We start from the raw sequence: 20,560 nt of genomic DNA, 5'->3' as shown, positions 1-20,560 counted from the left end.
CCCGAGAACGGAGTACGTCCCGTGCGGCTCATCACCTACTCCCGCGCCGCCGACGCGGCCGGCGCGATCACGACCGTCAGCTCCGATCCCACGAGCGACTTCCTCGCGGGCGGCACCACCGAGATCGACCTGCTCCGGCAGAACGTCCTCACCCCCCGGCGCCTCGTCGACATCAACGGCCTGCCGCTGACCGGCGTCGACCAGGCACCCGACGGCGGTCTGCGCATCGGGGCCCTGGCCCGCATGAGCGAGGTGGCCGCCTCCCCGCTCGTACGGGAGAGGTTCCCGGTCATCGCCGAGGCCCTGGAGTCGGGGGCGTCGCCGCAGCTGCGCAACATGGCCTCCATGGGCGGCAACCTGATGCAGCGGGTGCGCTGCCCCTACTACCGCGACGCCGTCTCCCCCTGCAACAGGCGGGAACCCGGCACCGGATGCTCGGCCATCGAGGGATTCAGCCGCGGCCACGCGCTGCTCGGGACGAGCGAGCACTGCATCGCCACGCACCCCTCGGACGTGGCGGTCGCCCTCGCCGCCCTCGACGCACGCGTCCACACCCACGGCTCACGTGGTGAACAGACCTACGGCATCGACGACTTCTTCCTGACACCGGGCCACACCCCGCACCGCGAGCACCCGTTGGAGCACGGCGAACTGATCACCGCGATCGAGGTGCCGTCCGCGCCGGTCGCCCGCCGCTCGCTGTATCTGAAGGTCCGTGACCGCGAGAGCTACGAGTTCGCGCTGGTCTCCGCCGCGTGCGCGCTCTCCCTCGTCGACGGCACGATCGCGGACGTACGGCTGGCGCTGGGCGGCGTGGCCACCAAGCCGTGGCGTGCCCACCGGGCCGAGGGCGTACTGCTGGGCGCGGCGGCCGGGCGGGAGAGCTTCACCGAGGCCGCCCGCATGGAGCTGGCCGACGCGAACCCCACCGCACACAACGCCTTCAAGGCCGAACTCGCGCAGCGCGTGATCGTACGCGTCCTGGAAACCCTCACGGCGAACGGGAGAACGTCATGACCACCGCGATCGGACAGCCGCTCGCCCGCGTCGACGGCCACGCGAAGGTCACCGGCTCGGCGCGCTACCCCACCGAGATCCCCGCCACCGGCATGGCGCACGCCTGCCTCGTCGGGGCGCGCATCGCCGCCGGACGCATCACCGCCGTCGACGCGTCGGCCACGTGGGAGGAGCCCGGCGTCCTCGCCGTGCTCACCCACGAGAACCTGCCGAGGATCGCCGCGCAGCCTCCGCTCGTCCCGTCCCTCTTCGGCGGTCCCGCGCCCGGTGAGACCTTCTTCCCCATGCAGGACGAGACCGTGCACTACGGGGGCCAGGCCGTCGCCCTCGTCGTCGCGGACACCCACGAGCGGGCGCAGCACGCGGCCGCGCTGCTGCGCGTCGAGTACGAGGAGTCCCAGCCGCTCACCACCATCGAGCAGGGCCGTGACCAGGCGTACGAGCCCGAAGCGATCTTCGCGGGCTTCCTGCCCGGACGCAGCGCACGCGGCGACATCGAGGCGGGGCTGGAGAAGGCCGACACCGTGATCGAGGGCACGTACACCTTCGCCGCCAACAACCACAATCCGCTGGAGACTTCGGGCACCACGGCGATGTGGAACGGAGACGAACTGCTCCTCCACGACGGCACCCAGGGCGTCAACGCGACCCAGCTCACGGTGGCCGCGCTCCTCGGCGTTCCGCTGTCGAAGATCCGCGTCCTCAGCCACTACGTGGGCGGGAGCTTCGGCTGCAAGGCCATGATCTGGCACCATCCCGCGCTCGCGGCGCTGGCCGCACGCGAGGTGGGCCGTCCCGTCAAACTCGCGCTCACGCGCGAGCAGATGTTCACCTCCTGCGGCCACCGCGAGGAGCAGGAGCAGCACATCACCCTCGGCGCCACGGACGACGGCCGGCTCACCGCGCTGCGCCACCACAAGCTCTCCCCCACCTCGCACTTCGACGACTGGGCCGAGCCCTCCCTCAGCTCGGCCGCGCAGATGTACGCCTGTCCGAACTACGAGGGCGTGTACCGGCTCATCCGCGCCAACACCATGACGCCCACCTTCATGCGCGGCCCCGGCGACTCCTCCGGCATGTTCGCCCTCGAATGCGCCATGGACGAACTCGCCGAGCTGACCGGCCTCGACCCGATCGAACTGCGGCTGCGCAACTTCGCGGACAGCGACCCCGTCTCCGGCAATCCGTGGTCCAGCAACGGCCTGAAGGAGTGCTACGAGCGCGGGGCGGCACGCTTCCGCTGGTACGACCGCGACCCCGAGCCCCGCTCCCGGCGCGAGGGGAACTGGCTGATCGGCACGGGCATGGCCGCCGCCGGCTATCCGGCACCGCCGCCCGGTACCCCGCAGCGTGCCAGGGCGCGCATTTACGCGGACGGCAGCGTCGTCGTGCAGGCCGCGACCCCGGAGTTCGGCACCGGAGTCGCGACCGTGATGGCGCAGGTCGCGGCGGACGCGCTCGGCGTGCCCGTGGAGCGCTGCCGCTTCGAGAAGGGCGACACCGACTTCCCGGGCATCGCCGCCGCCGTCGGATCGGCGGGCGCCGGGATGATCAGCGCCGCGGTGCACACCGCCGCGACGGCGCTGCGCGACCAGCTCGTCAGGGAGGCCGTCGCGGACGGCGGTTCACCGCTGCACGGCGCCGACCCGTCCGAAGTCACCGTACGGGACGGGGCGATGACGGCCGGCACGTCCACCGAGGCCGCGCCCTCCTCCGAAACGTACGCGGATCTGCTGCAGCGCAACCACCGCCCGGATGCCGAGGCCTCGGGCACCTGGAACCCGCCCGGTCTCGACACCCCGTACGGAATGCTCACCTTCGGCGCGCAGTTCGCGGAGGTCGCCGTCGATCCGGACCTGGGGACGGTACGGGTGCGGCGCATGACGGGCGCCTTCGCACCGGGCCGGGTGCTCAACACCCGTACGGTGCACAGCCAGTTGATGGGCGGCATGCTCTGGGGACTCGGGCAGGCCCTGCTGGAGGCCAACCACATGGACCCGCGCACCGGCCGCTGGGCCGCCGGCAGCCTGGGCGACTACCTGATCGCGGTGAACGCCGACGCCCCCGACGTCACGGTCGAGCTCGTCGAGGTCGAGGACCGGGTCGTCAATCCGCTCGGGGTGAAGGGCGTCGGCGAGATCGGCCAGGTCGGCGCGAACGCCGCCATCGCCAACGCCGTTCACCACGCAACGGGCCGCCGCATCCGCAAGATGCCGATCACCATCGAGGACGTCATCGGCTGACGGGACGCCATTCGGTCATCCTTTGTGGGCCGTTCCACACACGCACATCTTCACGACTTAGGTAAGCCTTGCTTTAATGGGCCCGCCTCATGGCGCCGCGTGCGCCGTCGTCCGGTCCGGTCCGTCAGCCCCAGGGAGTCCGCATGTCCGCCTCCGCCCGAAGCCGAACTCTCATAGCCGGCGCGGCCGTTCCTCTTCTGGCCGCCGCCGCTCTGACCGGTTGCGCGGAGAAGACGAAGGCCGGCGGGGACGGCGGGGTGCAGGTCACCGCGGACGACTCCGCGTGCAAGGTCTCGGAGACCGAGTTCCCCGCGGGGCAGGTCCGTCTCGACGTCGAGAACAAGGGCTCCAAGGTCACCGAGGTCTACGTCTACGCGCCCGGCGACCGCATCGTGACCGAGCGGGAGAACATCGGCCCCGGCACCAAGGCCCAGATCACCACCGAGATCAAGGCCGGCAAGTACGAGATCGCCTGCAAGCCCGGCATGAAGGGCGACGGCATCCGCCAGAAGGTCACCGCCAGCGGCAAGGGGGCGACCGCCGAGCGGGATCCGAAGCTGGACGCCGCGGTCGCCGCGTACCGCACGTACGTACAGAAGCAGGCCGACGAGACGGTGCCCGCGGCGCAGAAGTTCGCGGACGCGGTCAAGGACGGTGACGTCGCGGCCGCCAAGAAGCAGTACGCCACCTCCCGCATCGGATGGGAGCGCACCGAGCCCGTCGCGGAGTCCTTCGGCGACATCGACCCCAAGGTCGACGTGCGTGTGGACGGCCTGGAGGAGGGCCAGAAGTGGACGGGCTGGCACAAGCTGGAGAAGTCCCTGTGGGAGGAGAAGAAGATCTCCGCTGAGGACAAGAAGCTCGCGGACCGCCTGATGAAGGACCTCAAGGACTGGCGCGACCGCGTCGGCAAGGCCGAGATCACCCCCACCAGCATGGCCAACGGCGCCAAGGAACTCCTCGACGAGGTGGCCACCGGCAAGGTCACCGGCGAGGAGGAGCGCTACAGCCACACCGACCTGGTCGACTTCGAGGCCAACGTGGAGGGCGCGGAGAAGGCGTACGAGCTGCTCAAGCCGGTGGCGGCCAAGAAGGACCCGGAGCTGGCGAAGGATCTGGACAGGGAGTTCGCCGCGATCGGCAAGCTGCTGGACGGACACCGCGAGGGCGACGGGTTCGTCTCGTACGACACCGTCGGCAAGAGCGAGCGCAAGAAGCTCTCGGACGGCGTGAACTCGCTGGCCGAACCGCTCTCACGGCTCGCCGCCGCGGCCGTTGCTTCCTGAGGGCCGGCGATGACAGCGGAGGAGTCCGACCAGCAGTCGGCAGACCAGCCCGAGCCCGAGCAGCAGCCGGCAGACCGGCCCGAGCAGCCCCGGGAGCAGCGCACCGCACACCCCGGGCGCCGCGCGCTGCTCGGCTGGGGCGGCGCCGGACTGGCGCTGGGAGCGGCCACCGCCGGCGGCACGGCCGCGGCGCTGGAGTACGGGAGCGACGCCGGGCCCGTCGCTGCGGACTCCGCCAAGGCGGTGCCCTTCCACGGCGAACACCAGGCGGGCATCGCCACGGCCGTTCAGGACCGGCTGCACTTCGCGGCGTTCGACGTACTCACGGACGACCGTGCGGAGTTGGCGGATCTTCTGCAGCGGTGGACGCGCGCGGCGGCCCGGATGACCGCGGGCGAGACCGTCGGCACGGGAGCGGTCGGCGGCCCCGCCGAGGCGCCGCCGGACGACACGGGCGAGGCACTGGGTCTGGAGCCCTCGCGGCTCACGCTCACCTTCGGCATCGGTCCGTCCCTCTTCGAGAACGACAAGGGCGAGGACCGCTTCGGAATCGGGAAGCGGAGGCCCGAGGCGCTGGAGGCCCTGCCCCACTTCCCCGGCGACGACCTCGACGAGAAGCGCGGCGGCGGCGATCTGTGCGTACAGGCGTGCGCGGACGACCCGCAGGTCGCGGTGCACGCCGTCCGCAATCTGGCGCGCATCGGCTTCGGCAAGGTGGCCGTCCGCTGGTCGCAGCTCGGCTTCGGGAAGACTTCCTCCACGACGCCGGGTGCGCTGACGCCGCGCAATCTCTTCGGCTTCAAGGACGGCACCCGCAACATCTCCGGCGACGACGAGGCCGCGCTGCGGCGGCACGTGTGGGCAGGGCCGAAGGACGGGCCGCAGTGGATGGCGGGCGGCTCGTATCTCGTGGCACGCCGGATCCGGATGAACATCGAGATCTGGGACCGTACTTCGCTGGCCGAGCAGGAGATGATGATCGGCCGCAGCAAGGGCGAAGGCGCTCCGGCGGGCCGCCGCCGCGAACGCGACCCGGTGCGGCTCTCCGCGATGGCGCCCGTGGCACACGTGAAGCTGGCGCATCCGGACTCCAACAACGGCATCCGCATCCTGCGCCGCGGCTACAACTTCACCGACGGTACGGACGGTCTGGGCCGCCTGGAGGCGGGACTGTTCTTCATCGCGTACCAGCGTGACGTGCGGGAAGGCTTCATCCCGCTGCAGCGGCACCTCGCCCGCGACGACACCGAGCTCAACGAGTACATCCAGCACGTGGGTTCAGCGGTGTTCGCGGTGCCGCCGGGGGTCCGCGACGACGGCGACTGGTGGGCCCGGGAGTTGTTCTCCTGACCGAGCTGCTCCTGACCGCACCCGTTTCGTACACGGAAGGAAACCGGCGTGTTCGCCAACTACTTGATCGGTCTGCGCGAAGGGCTGGAGGCCAGCCTGGTCGTGTGCATCCTCGTCGCCTATCTCGTCAAGACGGACAACAAGGCGAAGCTTCCGCCCGTCTGGACGGGCGTCGGCATCGCCGTGGGCGTGAGTCTGGCATTCGGTGCGGGTCTTCAATTCGGCACGCAGGAGCTGACGTTCACCGCTCAGGAGGCGATCGGCGGCTCACTCTCCATTGCCGCCGTCGCCCTGGTGACGTGGATGGTCTTCTGGATGCGGCGCACGGCCCGCCATCTGAAGGCGGAGCTGGAGGGCAAGCTCGACGCGGCTCTCGCGATGGGCACGGGGGCTCTCGTGGCGACCGCGTTCCTCGCCGTGGGGCGTGAGGGCATCGAGACGTCGCTGTTCGTGTGGAGGTCGGTGGACGCCGCCGGGGACGGCGCGAAGCCGCTGGTGGGTGCGCTGCTGGGCATCGTCACCGCGGTCGTGATGGGCTGGCTGTTCTACCGGGGCGCGCTGAGGATCAATCTGGCCAAGTTCTTCACGTGGACGGGCGGACTGCTGATCGTCGTGGCGGCGGGCGTCCTCGCCTACGGAGTCCACGACCTTCAGGAGGCCCGGTTCCTCGGCGGCCTGGAGAACAAGGCGTTCGACGTCAGTTCGGCGGTTCCCGCCGACAGTTGGTACGGCATCCTGCTGAAGGGCACGGTCAACTTCCAGCCGGATCCGACGGTCGTGCAGGCGTGCGTGTGGGTGCTCTACGTGGTGCCCGTGCTCTTCCTCTTCCTGCGCAGGACCGAACCGTCGGGGGAGCGCACGACCGGTGAGGCCGCCCGGCAGGCCGGCAGCGGAAGCGGCCGGCGGACCGGGGTCCGCTGAGATTCGGATTGACGCCGATCCCGCGGGGAATGCAGTTCCCGCGGGACCGGCGTCTCCGCATTCCGATCTTCACAAAGCCCGCTCCCGGAGCCTCTCGCGAGTTTCAGTGGTATTGACAACTGAAACCTCAACGCCCGCTCAAAACTTCTTCTCCAAAACGGTCATACATACAGAACCACGCCCCACTCGGGCAGTTGGCGAGCCATGCGGCCATTGACCACGGCAGTTGAGGCATGGTTCTGTACGAGCGTTGGGCGATGACCTGTGAAGCCGAAGCGGGGGCTTTGTCGAGATGAATACTCGTATTGTGATCGGTGACGAGAGACGTCTTTACTCGGAAGCCATCGCGGCGACGCTCAATCTTGTTCAAGATTTCGATGTCGTGGCGAACGTGAACAACAGCAGGGAAATAGTCCCGGCCGTTCTCCGGCTCCTTCCCGCGGTGACCGTGCTGGGCACGAACACGACGGGCCGCGGCGGACGCTGCCTGGCCGACGAATTGCGGACCGCGGTTCCCCGGTGCCGTATCGCCGTCATCGGCGCCGGCCCGGGCAACCCCGCCAAGCGGCAGCAGGCGGCGGCCCCCGGATTACTGAGCATCGTGCCGGACAATGCGGCTCTGCCGCAGCTGGTGAATGCGATACGGGGGCTCGTCGCCGCCAATGCGGGCAATCCCTCAGCCCAGCGTACGGGCGGTCCGATCGACACGGCACTGATCCGCCGGCCGGCGTGCAACGGCAGATCGCTCAGCACCAGAGAAAAGGAAGTGCTCCGGCTCACGGCGGGCGGAGCTCCCGTGCGGGAAATAGCAGCGGAACTCTTCCTCTCCCCCGGCACCGTACGGAATGTGACTTCCAGCGCGATCAAGAAGCTGGGCGGCCGGAACCGCTTCGACGCCGCCTGCATCGCCAGCAAAAGGGGCTGGCTCTGACTTCCGGGTGGCCCGGCCGTGCAGCCTTCCGGCCGGGCCGTCCGGATTCCAACCGTGACCAGGCGCACCCTTGACATCACCGTGCGCACGGACATTACTTGTTCTCTGCGCCATCAGGGGACAACGATGTCAACAATCGGGGAGCGGTCACGTGCGGCACAGTGAGCCACACATGTCACGAGGCAGATCCGGCACCGCCGGCAGAACCTGGGCGGCCCTCCTCGTATCGGCGCTGCTGGTGATGACGGCGCAGGGCACGGCATCGGCCGGCCCGCCCCGGGAACCGCACGCACCGGGCGGACCGGCCGCCTCCTTCAACTCCTCCTTCGAACCGGGCGATCCCGCACCCGACTGGAAGGACAGCGTCGAGACGACGCCCGACGGCGAGAAGAAGACCGACGGCGTCCACCGCGACTCCGCACCGGGCACACCCGGCATGAGCAGCCACACGAGCAGCGGCCCCGAGGACACCCCCACCGCGAAGGACGGCGCGGGCTTCAGCGGCAAGCACTCGCTGCGTTACGCGGGTGAGCACACCGCCGGCGGCCGCGGCTACTCCTACAACCGCGTCTTCGACGTCGACGTCCGTGTGAGCGCCCGCACTTCGCTCTCGTACAAGATCTTCCCCGAGCTGCCGAAGACCGACCTCGACTACCCCGCCACGCACGCGTCCCTCGATCTCGCCTTCACTGACGGCACCTATCTGAGCGATCTGGGCGCGAAGGACCAGCACGGCGCCGCGCTCACGCCGCAGGGCCAGGCCGCCGCGAAGACGATGTACGCGAACCAGTGGAACGACAGGAAGTCGCGGATCGGCGCCGTGGCGGCGGGCAAGACCGTCGACCGGGTCCTCGTCGCGTACGACTCCCCCAAGGGCGACAGCGCCTTCCGCGGCTGGGTGGACGACGTGTCGATCGCGCCGGAGAAACCCGCGAAGCGCCCCGCGCACCTCTCCGACTACGCCGAGACCACCCGCGGCACCAACTCCAGCGGCGACTTCTCCCGCGGCAACACCTTCCCCGCCACGGCGCTCCCCGGCGGCTTCAACTTCTGGACGCCGGTGACCAACGCGGGCTCCACGGACTGGCTCTACGAGTACGCCCGCAAGAACAACGACGACAACCTCCCCACCCTGCAGGCCTTCAGCGCCAGTCACGAGCCCAGCCCGTGGATGGGCGACCGGCAGACCTTCCAGGTGATGCCGTCGGCTGCCGCCGGCAAGCCCGACGCGTCCCGCAAGGCCCGCGCGCTGCCCTTCCGCCACAGCAACGAGACGGCCAGGCCGCACTATTACGGCGTCACGTCCGAGAGCGGCCTGCGGACGCAGATCACTCCGACCGACCACGCCGCGATGATGCGCTTCACCTTCCCCGGCGACGACGCGAACCTCATCTTCGACAACGTCGACAACCGCGGCGGTCTCACGCTCAACCCGTCCGGGAGGAACAAGGACGACGCCACCGTCACCGGCTTCTCCGACGTCAAGAGCAAGCTGTCGGTGGGCGCCACCCGCATGTTCGTCTACGCCCGCTTCGACTCGTCCGTGACCGAGGGCGGCAAGCTGGAGGGCGGTGGCGGCAAGGACGTCACCGGCTATCTCCGCTTCGACCCGGGCTCTGACCGTACGGTCACGATGCGCATCGCCACGTCGCTGATCAGCGTCGACCAGGCGAAGGCCAACCTGGAACGCGAGATCCCCGCGGACGCGTCGTTCGGCGAGGTGCGGCAGCGCGCGCAGGGCGAGTGGGACGATCTGCTCGGGCGCATCGAGGTCGAGGGCGCGAGCCGCGACCAGCTCACCACGCTCTACTCCAGCCTCTACCGGCTCTACCTCTACCCCAACTCCGGTGCCGAGCGGGTGGGTTCACGCAAGCGCTACGCCAGCCCGTTCTCGAAGCCGACGGGTGAGGACACCCCGACACACACCGGCTCGAAGATCGTCGATGGCGACGTGTACGTCAACAACGGCTTCTGGGACACCTATCGCACGACCTGGCCCGCCTACTCCCTCTTCACACCGGAGCGGGCCGGGAAGATGGCGGACGGCTTCGTGCAGCAGTACAAGGACGGCGGCTGGATATCCCGCTGGTCCTCGCCCGGCTACGCGGACCTGATGACGGGCACCAGCTCCGACGTCGCCTTCGCCGACGCATACGCCAAGGGCGTGAAGTTCGACGCGGAAGCCGCCTACGACGCCGCAGTCAAGAACGCCACGGTCGCACCCCCGCGGTCCGGAGTGGGCCGCAAGGGCATGGCCACCTCCCCCTTCCTCGGATACACCAGCACCACGACCGGCGAAGGCATGTCCTGGGCCCTGGAGGGATACCTCAACGACTTCGGCATCGCGCGCATGGGCAAGGCCCTGTACCGCAAGACCCACAAGGCCCGCTACAAGGCGGAGTCGGAGTACTTCCTCGGGCGCGCCCGTAACTACGTCAAGCACTTCGACGACCGGATCGGCTTCTTCCAGGGCAGGGACGCGGAGGGCGACTGGCGCCTGCCGCCAGGGAAGTTCGACCCGCGGGTGTGGGGCCACGACTACACCGAGACCAACGGGTGGAGTTTCGCCTTCACCGCGCCCCAGGACACCAAGGGCCTCGCGAACCTCTACGGCGGACGCGCCGGCCTGGCGAAGAAGCTCGACAAGTACTTCGCCACGCCCGAGACCGCGTCGAAGGAGTTCGCGGGCTCGTACGGCGACGTCATCCACGAGATGACCGAAGCTCGCGACGTACGCATGGGGATGTACGGGCACAGCAACCAGCCCTCGCACCACATCGCCTACACCTACGACGCCGCCGGGCAGCCCTGGAAGACGCAGGAGAAGGTGCGCGACGTACTCTCCCGCCTCTACCTCGGCAGCGAGATCGGCCAGGGCTACCCGGGCGACGAGGACAACGGCGAGATGTCCGCGTGGTATCTCTTCAGCGCGCTCGGCTTCTACCCGCTGGTGATGGGATCGCCCGAATACGCCGTCGGCTCACCGCTGTTCACCAAGGCGACCGTCCGACTCGGAGGCGGCCGCGAACTGGTGGTGAAGGCGCCGCGCAACGGCAAGCGCAACTTCTACGTGCAGGGCCTGCGCGTCAACGGCAAGGAGTGGCACTCCACTTCACTGCCGCACAAGCTGATCGCACGCGGCGGCACCCTCGAATTCGACATGGGACCGAAGCCTTCCAAGTGGGGCACCGGCGAGAAGAACGCCCCGTCCTCCATCACCAAGGACGACAAGGTGCCCTCGCCGCCCGGGGACGTGACCGTACCGGCGAAGGCGGGAGAAGAGGCGGGGCCGCTGCTGGACGACACATCCGGCACCAGAGGCGTCTTCTCCGAGGCCGCGATGGAGGTGAAGCCGGGCTCCCGGGACAAGCCGGTGAAGTCCTACACGCTGACCTCCGCCGACCGGGCCGACGCCCCGGAGGGCTGGGTCCTGGAGGGCTCCCGCGACGGGAAGAAGTGGACGGCGGTGGACAGGCGCAAGGGCGAGTCCTTCCGCTGGGACAGGCAGACCCGGGTCTTCACCGTCGGCGACCCCGGCGCGTACAGGCACTACAGGCTCGTGCCCGCAGGCCGCTCCGCGGTGCTCTCGGAGATCGAACTGCTGGGCTGACCACACGGGCGGCTGGTCACGAAGCCTGTAGTGCTGGGTGACCAGGCATGCCGGGGCCCCAGCGGGGGACCCGGCCCCGCATGACGACCCTGGGACTGCCGCAGACCGTCCGCGCCTGCCTGTTCGATCTCGACGGTGTGATCACCAGGACGGCCGTCGTGCACGCCGCCGCCTGGAAAGAGATGTTCGACGGCTTCCTGCGCGGCCGTGAGAGCACCCGGGACGGCGGCCGCGCGGGAGAGGACCTCAGGCCGTTCAGCCCGGACGACTACGACAAGTACGTGGACGGGCGGCCGCGGGACGACGGCGTACGCACCTTCCTGGCGTCCCGCGGCATCGAACTGCCCGAGGGCACCGCGGACGATCCCCCCGGCCGGGAGAGCGTGCACGGCCTGGGAAACCGCAAGAACGACCTGCTGCTGGAGAAGATCCACAAGGACGGCGTCGAGGCCTACCCCGGCTCGGTCCGCTATGTGAAGGCGGTGCGGCAGGCCGGCCTGCGCACGGCCGTGGTCTCCTCCAGCAGGAACTGCCGCGACATCCTGGTCTCCGTCGGCATCGAGGACCTCTTCGAGGTGCGGATCGACGGCGTGGTGGCCGAGGAGCGCGCCCTGCCCGGCAAGCCGGCGCCCGACACGTTCCTCGCCGCCGCCGCCGACCTCGGCGTGGACGCCGCCACGTCCGCCGTCTTCGAGGACGCCCTGGCCGGCATGGACGCCGGACGCTCCGGCCGCTTCGGGTACGTCGTGGGCGTCGACCGGGTCGGCCAGGCCGACGCCCTCCGCCGGCACGGCGCCGACACCGTCGTCCAGGACCTGACCGAGCTCACCTCCGACGCCGAGGCCACCCAGCCCGAGGAGCGCACATGATCACCCACCGGGCGTACGCCTGCGAACCCTGGACGCTGCGCGAGACCGGGCTCAACGTGGACGTGCTGCCCCAGAGCGAGTCCGTCTTCGCGCTCTCCAACGGCCACGTCGGCTGGCGCGGCAACCTCGACGAAGGCGAGCCGCACGGACTGCCCGGCTCCTACCTCAACGGCGTCCACGAGCTGCATCCGCTGCCGTACGCCGAGGCCGGCTACGGCTACCCCGAGTCGGGCCAGACCGTCATCAACGTCACCAACGGCAAGGTCATCCGCCTGCTCGTCGACGACGAGCCCTTCGACGTCCGCTACGGGCGGCTGCGCTCCCACGAGCGCGTACTGGACATGCGGACCGGGCTGCTGCGCCGCACCTGCGAATGGACCTCGCCGGCCGGCAGCACCGTGCGGGTGCGCTCCACGCGGCTGGTCTCCTTCACTCAGCGCGCCATCGCCGCCGTCGCCTTCGAGGTCGAGCCGCTGGACGACGAGGTGCGCGTCGTCATCCAGTCGGAACTCGTCGCCAACGAGCAACTCCCCCACCTCAAAGGCGATCCGCGTGCCGCCGCCGCACTCGAATCGCCGCTGGAGCCCGAGGAGAACCTCGCATCGGGGAACCGGCTGCGCCTCATCCACTGCACGCGCCGCAGCGGTCTGCGCGTCGCCGCGGCGGCCGACCACGTCGTCAACGGCCCCGAATCCACGCGTACTTCGAGCGAGAGCGGCGAGGACGTCAGCCGGCTCACGGTCACCGCGGTGCTGCAGCCGGGCGTGCCGCTGCGGCTGGAGAAGACGGTCTCGTACGGCTGGTCGAGCGTGCGCTCCCTTCCCGCGGTGCGCGACCAGGTGGACGCCGCCCTCGCCGGTGCGTGCAGCACGGGCTGGGACGGGCTCGTCGAGCAGCAGCGCTCCTACCTGGACGACTTCTGGGCGCGCTCGGACGTCGAGGTGGACGGCGACGCGGAGATCCAGCAGGCGGTGCGCTTCGGCCTGTTCCACGTCCTGCAGGCGGGTGCGCGTGCCGAACAGCGCGCCATCCCCGCGAAGGGCCTCACCGGCTCGGGGTACGACGGCCATTCGTTCTGGGACACCGAGACCTTCGTGCTGGCGCTGCTGACCTACACCTCGCCGCATTCGGTCGCGGAGGCGCTGCGCTGGCGGTACGACACGCTGCCGGCCGCGCGCGCCCGCGCAAAGCAACTCGGCCTGCGCGGCGCCGCGTTCCCGTGGCGGACGATCGACGGTTCGGAATGCTCGGCGTACTGGCCGGCGGGCACCGCCGCCTTCCACGTGAACGCCGATATCGCCGACGCGGTGGTGCGGTACGTGGCCGCCACGGGCGACGACGAGTTCGAGCGGGAGACGGGCGTGCCGATCCTGGTGGAGACCGCCCGGCTGTGGCACTCGCTCGGCCACCACGACCACCAGGGCGCCTTCCACTTCGACGGAGTCACGGGACCCGACGAGTACAGCGCGGTCGCCGACGACAACATCTATACGAATCTGATGGCGCGGGAGAACCTCCGGGAGGCCGCCAACGCCGTCGACCGGCACCCGGACCTGGCCTCCGCCTTCGGCGTCGACCTCGAGGAGACCGCCGCCTGGCGGGACGCGGCCGACGCCGTGGCCCTCCCGTACAACGAAGACCTCGGCGTGCACGAGCAGTCGGCCGACTTCACCGGGCATCAGGTCTGGGACTTCGCGGGCACCCGGCCCGACCAGTATCCGCTGATGCTGCACTTCCCCTACTTCGAGCTGTACCGCAAGCAGGTCGTCAAACAGGCCGACCTGGTACTGGCGATGTGCCGGCACGGCGAGGAGTTCGACGACGAGCAGAAGGCCCGCAACTTCGAGTACTACGAGCAACTGACCGTGCGGGACTCCTCGCTCTCCGCGTGCTGGCAGGCCGTGATGGCGGCCGAGGTCGGCCATCTGCGCCTGGCCTACGACTACTTGGGCGAAGCGGCCCTGATGGACCTGGCCGACCTGGAGAACAACACCCGCGACGGACTGCACATCGCCTCCCTCGCCGGCACCTGGATGGCGCTCGTCGCCGGTTTCGGCGGGATGAGGCACGCCGCCGACTGCGCCCTGGAGTTCGCCCCCAAGCTGCCGGAACGCCTCACCCGGCTCGCCTTCACCGTCCAGGTGCTGGGGCGGCGGCTGCGGGTCGAGATGGGCGACTCCACGGCGACGTACACGCTCGTCGAAGGTACGCCGATGGAGATCTGCCACTACGGCGAACGCTTCACCGTGCACGGCAAGGAGCCCCGCACCCGGAAGGTGCCGCGGACCCCGCCGCGCACGGAGCCGAAGCAGCCGCCGGGACGACGGCCGGCGAGCCGGCACTGAGCCGGGATATTTCCGGCGCCGAGCGCTGGTCGTGGTGAGTCCTGGTATTGAGGCCGGCTATTGGTGACTCCCGGTAAGTTCAATGCGGTTGACATGTCATGTACATCACCTGCGCACCGGGGAACGGCATCCAGTCTGTACGCGTGAGTAGGAAACATCTGCGGGACCGCCCGGCATCGGGCACTATTCGTACGCCCGCAGTGGCGCCCCTTCACGACGGACCCGATGACCTTGCAGGAGACAGGATGCGTACCGGACTCGAGAGATGGGTGGCGGCATGTGCGCCGCTGACTCTGTTCGCACTGACCGCGTGCGGAGGCCCGGAGGGGTCCGGGACGAAGTCGCCCGTGGACGAACGGAGCGTCTCCGCCACGAGCGACTCCACCGGAGAGTCCTCGGGACGGGGTTCCGACGAGATCCCCTCGCGCGGCTCCGGCTCCGGCTCTCGCGGTACGGACGCCGTCGTCGGCGAATCGGCAGGTCCTGGCGGGCAGGGCCCGGAAGGCGGTTCGGGCGCGGAGTGGCCGGCCGACGACGTCTCCGGAACCATCCCGCAGGCCGGACCGGCTACCGGGACGGGTGCGGGTGCGGGCCGACGTGACGCAGTGATCCTGAGCTACGACGCGAGCGCCGCCGACGGGTTCGCCGGAGCGATACGTGCCGCCGCCGAGTCGTGGAACGACCGGGTCCCCGAGGTGAAGCTGCAGCGTGCGCGCGCCGGAACCGACGCGGACATCCGCATCGTCGCCACCAAGGGCTGGCCCGGCGCCGAACCCCAAGGGCCCGGCCTCGGCAAGGGCACCGTCAACATCGGCCGCAGAGCCCTCGCACAGGGGCACGATGCGATCCGCATCGTCTCCCACGAGTTCGGCCACATGCTCGGCCTTGAGGACAAGCAGCCGGGGCCGTGCTCCGACGTGATGTCGGGCAAGTCCGCGGGGACGACCTGCACCAACTCGTATCCGAGCGCCGCGGAAGTACGCGAGGTGCGGGGCAACTTCGGCTCCGATGCCACGGCTTCCTGACGGCAGGGGTGCCGACGTACGTCAGGGGCTGCCCTCGACCGTCCGTCAGTCAGGGCTCCAGACCATCGTCTGCTGGTGAACTCGCCTGCCCTCATGGCGAATTCCCGGGACGAGCGGAGTGGGACCGTGCTTGACGAAGCCCATGCGCTCGAAGAACCGCACCGCGCGGGTGTTCTCCGACAGGGTCAGCAGATGGCATCCCGGTGAGCCGTTGTCTCTGAGCCGCTGGAACCACGCGTGCATCAGTGCGTCGGAGGCACCCGTACCGCGCGCTGCGGACGCCACGTTGATGTGCAGGTGCGCGGGCCATCGTTCGTCCGTGAAGTCCGATGCCGTCGGCTCTCTCCGTACGGCGGCCCGGCCCATGTCGAGCACGCTGCGGGCGAGGAAGGCCGCGGGCCGGGGCCTGAGGACCAGCCGGTACTTCCGGATCGCCCGCGCGATGCGTTCGCTCTCCCTCGGGAACTGCGAGTGGTCGAGGCTTCCGGCCAGGTAGCCGACCAACGCCCCGTCGACCACCGCGACGAACAGCGATTCCGGCTCCAGATCCATGTACGCCTGCAGATAGATCGCCGCTTCCGACTCCTCGTGCCCCCACAAGGAGGCCGTCGGCGCGCCCTCGCCTGCCCGGCGGAAGAGCTCACGCAGATCGGCGCGGTCGCCTTCCGCGAACGTACGGACCTCCGTCACGCCGAACCCGCTCCCCGGTGGTGTTGGTGTTCGTGTTGAGCAGCGAACAGCTTCTCACTCGGACTGACGATCACCGCTGTTTCGTTGGTGCGGGGGTGGGTGGCGCGCTGGCCGGGGAAGGGCGTACGGTGGCATTCAGTTTGGACGTACGCCCAAATCATTTGCCCAAATCATACGTCCAAGTCGATCAACCCAAGCCGCTGAGGGGCCCCGAGGCCCGAGGGTCCGTCCCGCGGAATCCCGTGAAGCACCGAGTGGAGCGAGCATGACCCCGACATCCGCGGAGCGCGGACATGAGACCCGGCAGCGGCTGCTCGACGCCGCGGCGCAGTTGATCGTCGAGGACGGCTGGGGTGCGGTGACCACTCGGCGCGTGGCGGACCGGGCGGGGCTGCGGCCGGGGCTGGTGCATTACCACTTCTCCACCGTCAGCGATCTGCTGATCGAAGCCGCACTGGCCTCCGCACGGCGCGAGTTGAGGCGTGCGACCGAGGCGATGTCGCAGGCGGACGACGCCTCGGGGGGCGTGAGCCAGGTGCTGGAGATGGCGTCGGAGTACACCGCGACGGATCCGACGACGGTGCTGTTCAGCGAGATGCTGCTGGCCTCGACGCGGCTGGAGCGGCTGCGTACGGAGCTGGCGGAACTGATGGCGGAGTGGCGCCGGGGCGTCGCGGAGTGGCTGAGGGCGGCCGGCGGCACGGGCGGCTCCGAGGACGACGCCGAGGCCACCGCTCTCCTGCTGGGCGCCGCGGTCGACGGGCTCGTGCTGCACCGGCTCATCGACCCGTCGGTAGCGCAGATCTCCGTGTCGGGACCGCTGGCGCGCCTGGCCCGGGTCACACCAGCCGACTGAGTGCAGCCCCGTGCCGCACAGCAAGTCCCGTGGAGAGAGCTTCAAGTCCCGTACAGAGACCTCAAGTCCCGTACAGAGGGAGGAAATCCGTGGCGCATACGAGCACACAGGACGCCGGTACCGGAGTCACGCTCCGGGGCGGGGCGAAGCTGCGCGGAGTGTCGAAGACGTACGGGGACGGGGAGGCCTCCGTCGCCGCCCTCGACGGGGTGGATCTGGACCTGGAGGCGGGCGAGTTGGTGGTCGTCCTCGGGCCGAGCGGCTCGGGCAAGACGACTCTGCTGAATGTGCTCGGCGGAATCGAGCCCGCCGGCGGCGGTTCGGTGGAGGTCGCAGGGGTGGATCTGACCGGACGGCGGCCGCGCGGGCTGGCGGGCTTCCGCCGGGATCACATCGGCTTCGTCTTCCAGTTCTTCAACCTGGTCCCCACCCTGACGGCACAGGAGAACGTCGAGGTGATGGTCGAGTTGACGGGCCGGGGCGAGCGGCGCGACGCCGCCGGGCTGCTGGAGTCCGTCGGGCTCGGGGACCGGCTGGACCACTTCCCGGCGCAGCTCTCCGGCGGCCAGCAGCAGCGCGTCGCGATGGCGCGTGCTCTGGCCACCGACCCGGATCTGCTGCTCGCGGACGAGCCCACGGGTGCCCTGGACGTAGCCACCGGCAAGTCGGTGCTGCGGCTGCTGCAGCAGACGAACCGTGAGGGCCGCGGCGTGCTGATGGTCACGCACAACGCCGCGATAGCGCGGATGGCCCACCGGGTGGTGACGATGCGGGACGGACGTGTGGAGTCGGTCGAGCGGAACGCGGTCCCAGCCGACGTCACCGACGTGGACTGGTGAGCGGCATGGTCTTTCGCACCAGGACACGGCTTCTCGCCAAGACGCGGCGTGATCTGCGGCGCCGCCTGCCGCAGTTCGCGGCCATCGGGGTGACCGTGATGGTCGGCGTGCTGCTCTTCGTCGCCAGTTACGACGCCTACCGCAACCTGGGTTCCAGTTACGAACACACCTACTCCCGCATGCACTTCGCGGATCTGACGGCCTCCGGCGGCGACGCGGCGAAAATCGCGGCGGCGGCCCGCGCGGCGGACGGCGTCGAAGGGGTCGCGACCCGTACGCAGGGACGGCTGCCGGTACGGCTCGGCGGGGACGAGCAGGGTGCCGAACTCCTCGGCCGGGTGACGGGGTTGCCCGCCGGTGAGCAGGCAGACGTCAACAAGGTCGATGTCGTCTCAGGTCACTATCCGCGGCGCGGCGACGCGCACGGCGTGCTGGTCGAACGGCACACCGCGAAGACCTTCGGCCTCTCCCCCGGTGACACTTCGAAGATCCACGACGGTTCGCGCTGGCGGACGGTGACCGTGCGGGGTGTGGCGGAATCGCCCGAGTATCTGTGGCCGGCCCTCACCCGTCAGCAAGTCCTCGGTGATCCGCACAACTTCGCGGTGCTCTTCGCACCCGAGGCGACCGTGCGGGAACTCACGCGCAGCGCCCCGGGCACGCGGCAGACCCTCGTGCGGCTGAGCGACGCCGCCCGCGACGACGACGTCGCGACCGCCCGTGCCGCCGGAATCCTCCGCGCGGCGGGAGCCGCCGAGGTGCAGCCGCGCTCCGAGCAGCCGTCCGACGCCACGCTGAACGAGGACCTGAAGGGCTTCTCCCAACTCTCCGTCGCCTTCCCGGTGTTGTTCCTGTCGGCGGCGGCTGTGGCCGCGTACGTACTCATCACACGCATGGTGCTGGCGGAACGCAGGATCATCGCGACCTTCCTGGCCGCCGGAGCTCCGCGCTTCACCGTGGTGCGCCACTACCTGGGCCACGGTGTGCTCGCCGGTGCGGGCGGTGCCGTGCTGGGCGTGGCCCTGGGAGCGGTGGCGACGACGGCGATGACGCACGCCTACACCGCCGAACTCGGCATCCCCTACACGCTCGTGGAACACCGCCCGGCGGTCATGGCGACGGGCCTGCTCTTCGGCGTACTGGTGGGGCTGGTGGGCGGCGCGGTGCCGGCGTGGGCGACGACCCGTACCGCGCCTGCGGAGTCCATGCGCGGTGAGGGCGGCGCCGTGCCGAACCGGGTGCGCCCACGCACGAAGCGTCGGCGGGCGCCGGGTTGGGCGCGGCGCTTGCCGCTGACACTCCGGCTGTCGCTGCGCGAACTGGGGCGCAGCCGGCGCCGCACGCTGGCGACGATGCTCGGCAGTGTGCTCGCGCTGGTGCTGGTGCTCTCGTCGGCGGGCATGGCGACGAGCATGAAGTCGGCCACGGACAAACAGTTCGAGACGGTGCAGCGTGAGGACGCAACCGTCACCGCCGATCCGCGGGCACCCGACCAGCAGCGGGCGCTGCGCGGCGTCGACGGAGTGAGCGCGGTGGAGCCGACGACGTCGGCGCAGGTCACCGCGAGGGCCGGCGGCGAGTCCTACAGCACCCCGTTGACGGGGTACCGGCCGGGCACCACCATGCACGGCTTCCGGACGCCGGACGGGCGGGAGCGCCGCCTGCCCGCCGACGGCTGGGTCCTGGCGGGCAAGGGGCTCGCCGAGCGGCTGCACCTCTCCCCCGGCGACCGGTTCACGCTCCGCTCGACCGGAGGCGGGGGCGGCGACGCCACGGAGGGGACCGTGCGGCTGGCCGGGCTGGTGGACGAGCCGATGGGGTCGGCGCTGTACGGCACGCAGGCCACGGTCGAGGCGGCGACGGGCTCCGGAACCAACGGCTATGCGCTGCGGTTCGCCTCCGGAGCGGCCGCGCCGGCGGACGATCAGGTGCGTCAGGACGTCACGGCGCTGGACGGCGTCGTCGCCTACGCCGACTCGCAGGCGGTCAAGCGGCAGATCGACCGCTACATGACGCTGTTCTGGGTGTTCGTCGGAATCATGCTGCTGCTGGGCGGCGTGCTGGCGCTGACCGTCATCTACGTGACGATGACCGTCAACGTCGCCGAGCGCACCGGTGAGTTGGCCACTCTGCGCGCGGCCGGGGTGCCGTTGCGCCGCATCGCGGGCCTGCTGGCCGCGGAGAATCTGACGGCGACGGCGCTTGCCGTGCCGGTCGGCCTCGCGGCCGGGTACGCCGCGGCGCGGGAGTCCCTGAACTCCTTCTCCAGCGACATGTTCTCGATACGGCTCGAGATCGGCTGGCCCGTCGCCGTCGCGGCGGCGGCCGCCGTCCTGGGTGCGTCGCTGCTGTCACAGATCCCCGCCGTGCGGGCCGTTCAGCGCCTCGACATCGCACGCGTCGTACGGGAGCGCGCCGGCTGAGGGCGGGCGGGAGCCGGGGCAGCGGCCGAGTGGGAGCAGTACCGGCTCGCCATGTGACCCTTCTCTCCGCCGGTGCCCCGCACAAGCCCTGTTGTCCGGTTCGCACCCATCCGGGTGACCTGCGGTGATGGTGATTCCTTGGCGGCTTCCGGGAG

The 20,560-nt window shown here is 70.2% G+C and carries 14 protein-coding genes; 13 read left to right on the top strand and 1 reads right to left on the bottom strand.

Annotation, left to right across the window (positions count from 1 at the left end):
* The first annotated feature begins 21 nt into the window (after positions 1 to 21).
* From ACSMXX_RS22140 to ACSMXX_RS22095, 10 genes are all read left to right on the top strand, one after another.
* Positions 22 to 1,017: an FAD binding domain-containing protein gene (locus ACSMXX_RS22140; RefSeq protein ID WP_473180440.1), complete on the top strand. Its 996-nt coding sequence runs from the start codon at positions 22 to 24 to the stop codon at positions 1,015 to 1,017.
* Positions 1,014 to 3,260 carry a xanthine dehydrogenase family protein molybdopterin-binding subunit gene (locus ACSMXX_RS22135; protein WP_473180439.1) on the top strand — a complete coding sequence of 749 codons (2,247 nt, stop codon included), beginning with the start codon at positions 1,014 to 1,016 and terminating at the stop codon, positions 3,258 to 3,260. Before ACSMXX_RS22140 ends, ACSMXX_RS22135 begins: the two co-directional genes overlap by 4 nt.
* Before the next feature lie 143 nt (positions 3,261 to 3,403).
* Positions 3,404 to 4,546 carry an iron uptake system protein EfeO gene (efeO, locus tag ACSMXX_RS22130; protein ID WP_473180438.1) on the top strand — a complete coding sequence of 381 codons (1,143 nt, stop codon included), beginning with the start codon at positions 3,404 to 3,406 and terminating at the stop codon, positions 4,544 to 4,546.
* Positions 4,547 to 4,555: 9 nt separating this feature from the next.
* Entirely contained in the window at positions 4,556 to 5,896 is a 1,341-nt protein-coding gene (gene efeB / locus ACSMXX_RS22125) for an iron uptake transporter deferrochelatase/peroxidase subunit (RefSeq protein WP_473180437.1), read from the top strand.
* Positions 5,897 to 5,944: 48 nt separating this feature from the next.
* Positions 5,945 to 6,817, top strand: a complete 873-nt coding sequence (gene efeU, locus ACSMXX_RS22120) for an iron uptake transporter permease EfeU (protein ID WP_473180436.1) — start codon at positions 5,945 to 5,947, stop codon at positions 6,815 to 6,817.
* A 307-nt stretch (positions 6,818 to 7,124) separates the two neighbouring features.
* Positions 7,125 to 7,748, top strand: a complete 624-nt coding sequence (locus ACSMXX_RS22115) for a helix-turn-helix transcriptional regulator (protein WP_473180435.1) — start codon at positions 7,125 to 7,127, stop codon at positions 7,746 to 7,748.
* A 172-nt stretch (positions 7,749 to 7,920) separates the two neighbouring features.
* On the top strand, positions 7,921 to 11,358 hold the full coding sequence (locus ACSMXX_RS22110) for a GH92 family glycosyl hydrolase (protein ID WP_473180434.1): 3,438 nt from the start codon (positions 7,921 to 7,923) through the stop codon (positions 11,356 to 11,358).
* An 80-nt stretch (positions 11,359 to 11,438) separates the two neighbouring features.
* Positions 11,439 to 12,227 (top strand): HAD family hydrolase, encoded by a 789-nt coding sequence (locus tag ACSMXX_RS22105; protein WP_473180433.1) that lies wholly within the window; start codon positions 11,439 to 11,441, stop codon positions 12,225 to 12,227.
* Positions 12,224 to 14,572 (top strand): glycoside hydrolase family 65 protein, encoded by a 2,349-nt coding sequence (locus tag ACSMXX_RS22100; RefSeq protein ID WP_473180432.1) that lies wholly within the window; start codon positions 12,224 to 12,226, stop codon positions 14,570 to 14,572. The genes ACSMXX_RS22105 and ACSMXX_RS22100 overlap by 4 nt, the downstream gene beginning before the upstream one ends.
* Before the next feature lie 245 nt (positions 14,573 to 14,817).
* Complete coding sequence (locus ACSMXX_RS22095) at positions 14,818 to 15,597, top strand: snapalysin family zinc-dependent metalloprotease (RefSeq protein ID WP_473180431.1); 780 nt, start codon at positions 14,818 to 14,820, stop codon at positions 15,595 to 15,597.
* A 45-nt stretch (positions 15,598 to 15,642) separates the two neighbouring features.
* Here ACSMXX_RS22095 and ACSMXX_RS22090 read toward each other — a convergent pair whose 3' ends face one another.
* Complete coding sequence (locus tag ACSMXX_RS22090; RefSeq protein ID WP_473180430.1) at positions 15,643 to 16,287, bottom strand: GNAT family N-acetyltransferase; 645 nt, start codon at positions 16,285 to 16,287, stop codon at positions 15,643 to 15,645.
* Positions 16,288 to 16,552: 265 nt separating this feature from the next.
* On the opposite strand from ACSMXX_RS22090, the gene ACSMXX_RS22085 reads away from it, so the two are divergent.
* From ACSMXX_RS22085 to ACSMXX_RS22075, 3 genes are all read left to right on the top strand, one after another.
* Positions 16,553 to 17,143 carry a TetR/AcrR family transcriptional regulator gene (locus ACSMXX_RS22085; protein WP_473180429.1) on the top strand — a complete coding sequence of 197 codons (591 nt, stop codon included), beginning with the start codon at positions 16,553 to 16,555 and terminating at the stop codon, positions 17,141 to 17,143.
* Positions 17,144 to 17,232: 89 nt separating this feature from the next.
* The gene (locus ACSMXX_RS22080; RefSeq protein ID WP_473180428.1) at positions 17,233 to 17,982 is read left to right on the top strand and encodes an ABC transporter ATP-binding protein; all 750 of its coding nucleotides are present in this window, start codon (positions 17,233 to 17,235) and stop codon (positions 17,980 to 17,982) included.
* A gap of 5 nt (positions 17,983 to 17,987) precedes the next feature.
* Positions 17,988 to 20,405 carry an ABC transporter permease gene (locus ACSMXX_RS22075; RefSeq protein WP_473180427.1) on the top strand — a complete coding sequence of 806 codons (2,418 nt, stop codon included), beginning with the start codon at positions 17,988 to 17,990 and terminating at the stop codon, positions 20,403 to 20,405.
* The last annotated feature ends 155 nt before the right edge of the window (positions 20,406 to 20,560 follow it).

This window comes from Streptomyces sp. DSM 116795 (assembly GCF_055792905.1).
Note: the sequence above shows the minus strand (reverse complement) of the source record. Positions and strands in the feature narration are given on the sequence as shown.

What these genes read in the sequence shown, in the direction of transcription:
- ACSMXX_RS22105 (WP_473180433.1), top strand. Translation starts at nt 11,439, where the DNA reads ATGACGACCCTGGGACTGCCGCAGACCGTCCGCGCCTGCCTGTTCGAT.
- ACSMXX_RS22100 (WP_473180432.1), top strand. Translation starts at nt 12,224, where the DNA reads ATGATCACCCACCGGGCGTACGCCTGCGAACCCTGGACGCTGCGCGAG.
- ACSMXX_RS22095 (WP_473180431.1), top strand. Translation starts at nt 14,818, where the DNA reads ATGCGTACCGGACTCGAGAGATGGGTGGCGGCATGTGCGCCGCTGACT.
- ACSMXX_RS22135 (WP_473180439.1), top strand. Translation starts at nt 1,014, where the DNA reads ATGACCACCGCGATCGGACAGCCGCTCGCCCGCGTCGACGGCCACGCG.
- ACSMXX_RS22085 (WP_473180429.1), top strand. Translation starts at nt 16,553, where the DNA reads ATGACCCCGACATCCGCGGAGCGCGGACATGAGACCCGGCAGCGGCTG.
- efeB (WP_473180437.1), top strand. Translation starts at nt 4,556, where the DNA reads ATGACAGCGGAGGAGTCCGACCAGCAGTCGGCAGACCAGCCCGAGCCC.
- ACSMXX_RS22110 (WP_473180434.1), top strand. Translation starts at nt 7,921, where the DNA reads ATGTCACGAGGCAGATCCGGCACCGCCGGCAGAACCTGGGCGGCCCTC.
- ACSMXX_RS22075 (WP_473180427.1), top strand. Translation starts at nt 17,988, where the DNA reads ATGGTCTTTCGCACCAGGACACGGCTTCTCGCCAAGACGCGGCGTGAT.
- efeO (WP_473180438.1), top strand. Translation starts at nt 3,404, where the DNA reads ATGTCCGCCTCCGCCCGAAGCCGAACTCTCATAGCCGGCGCGGCCGTT.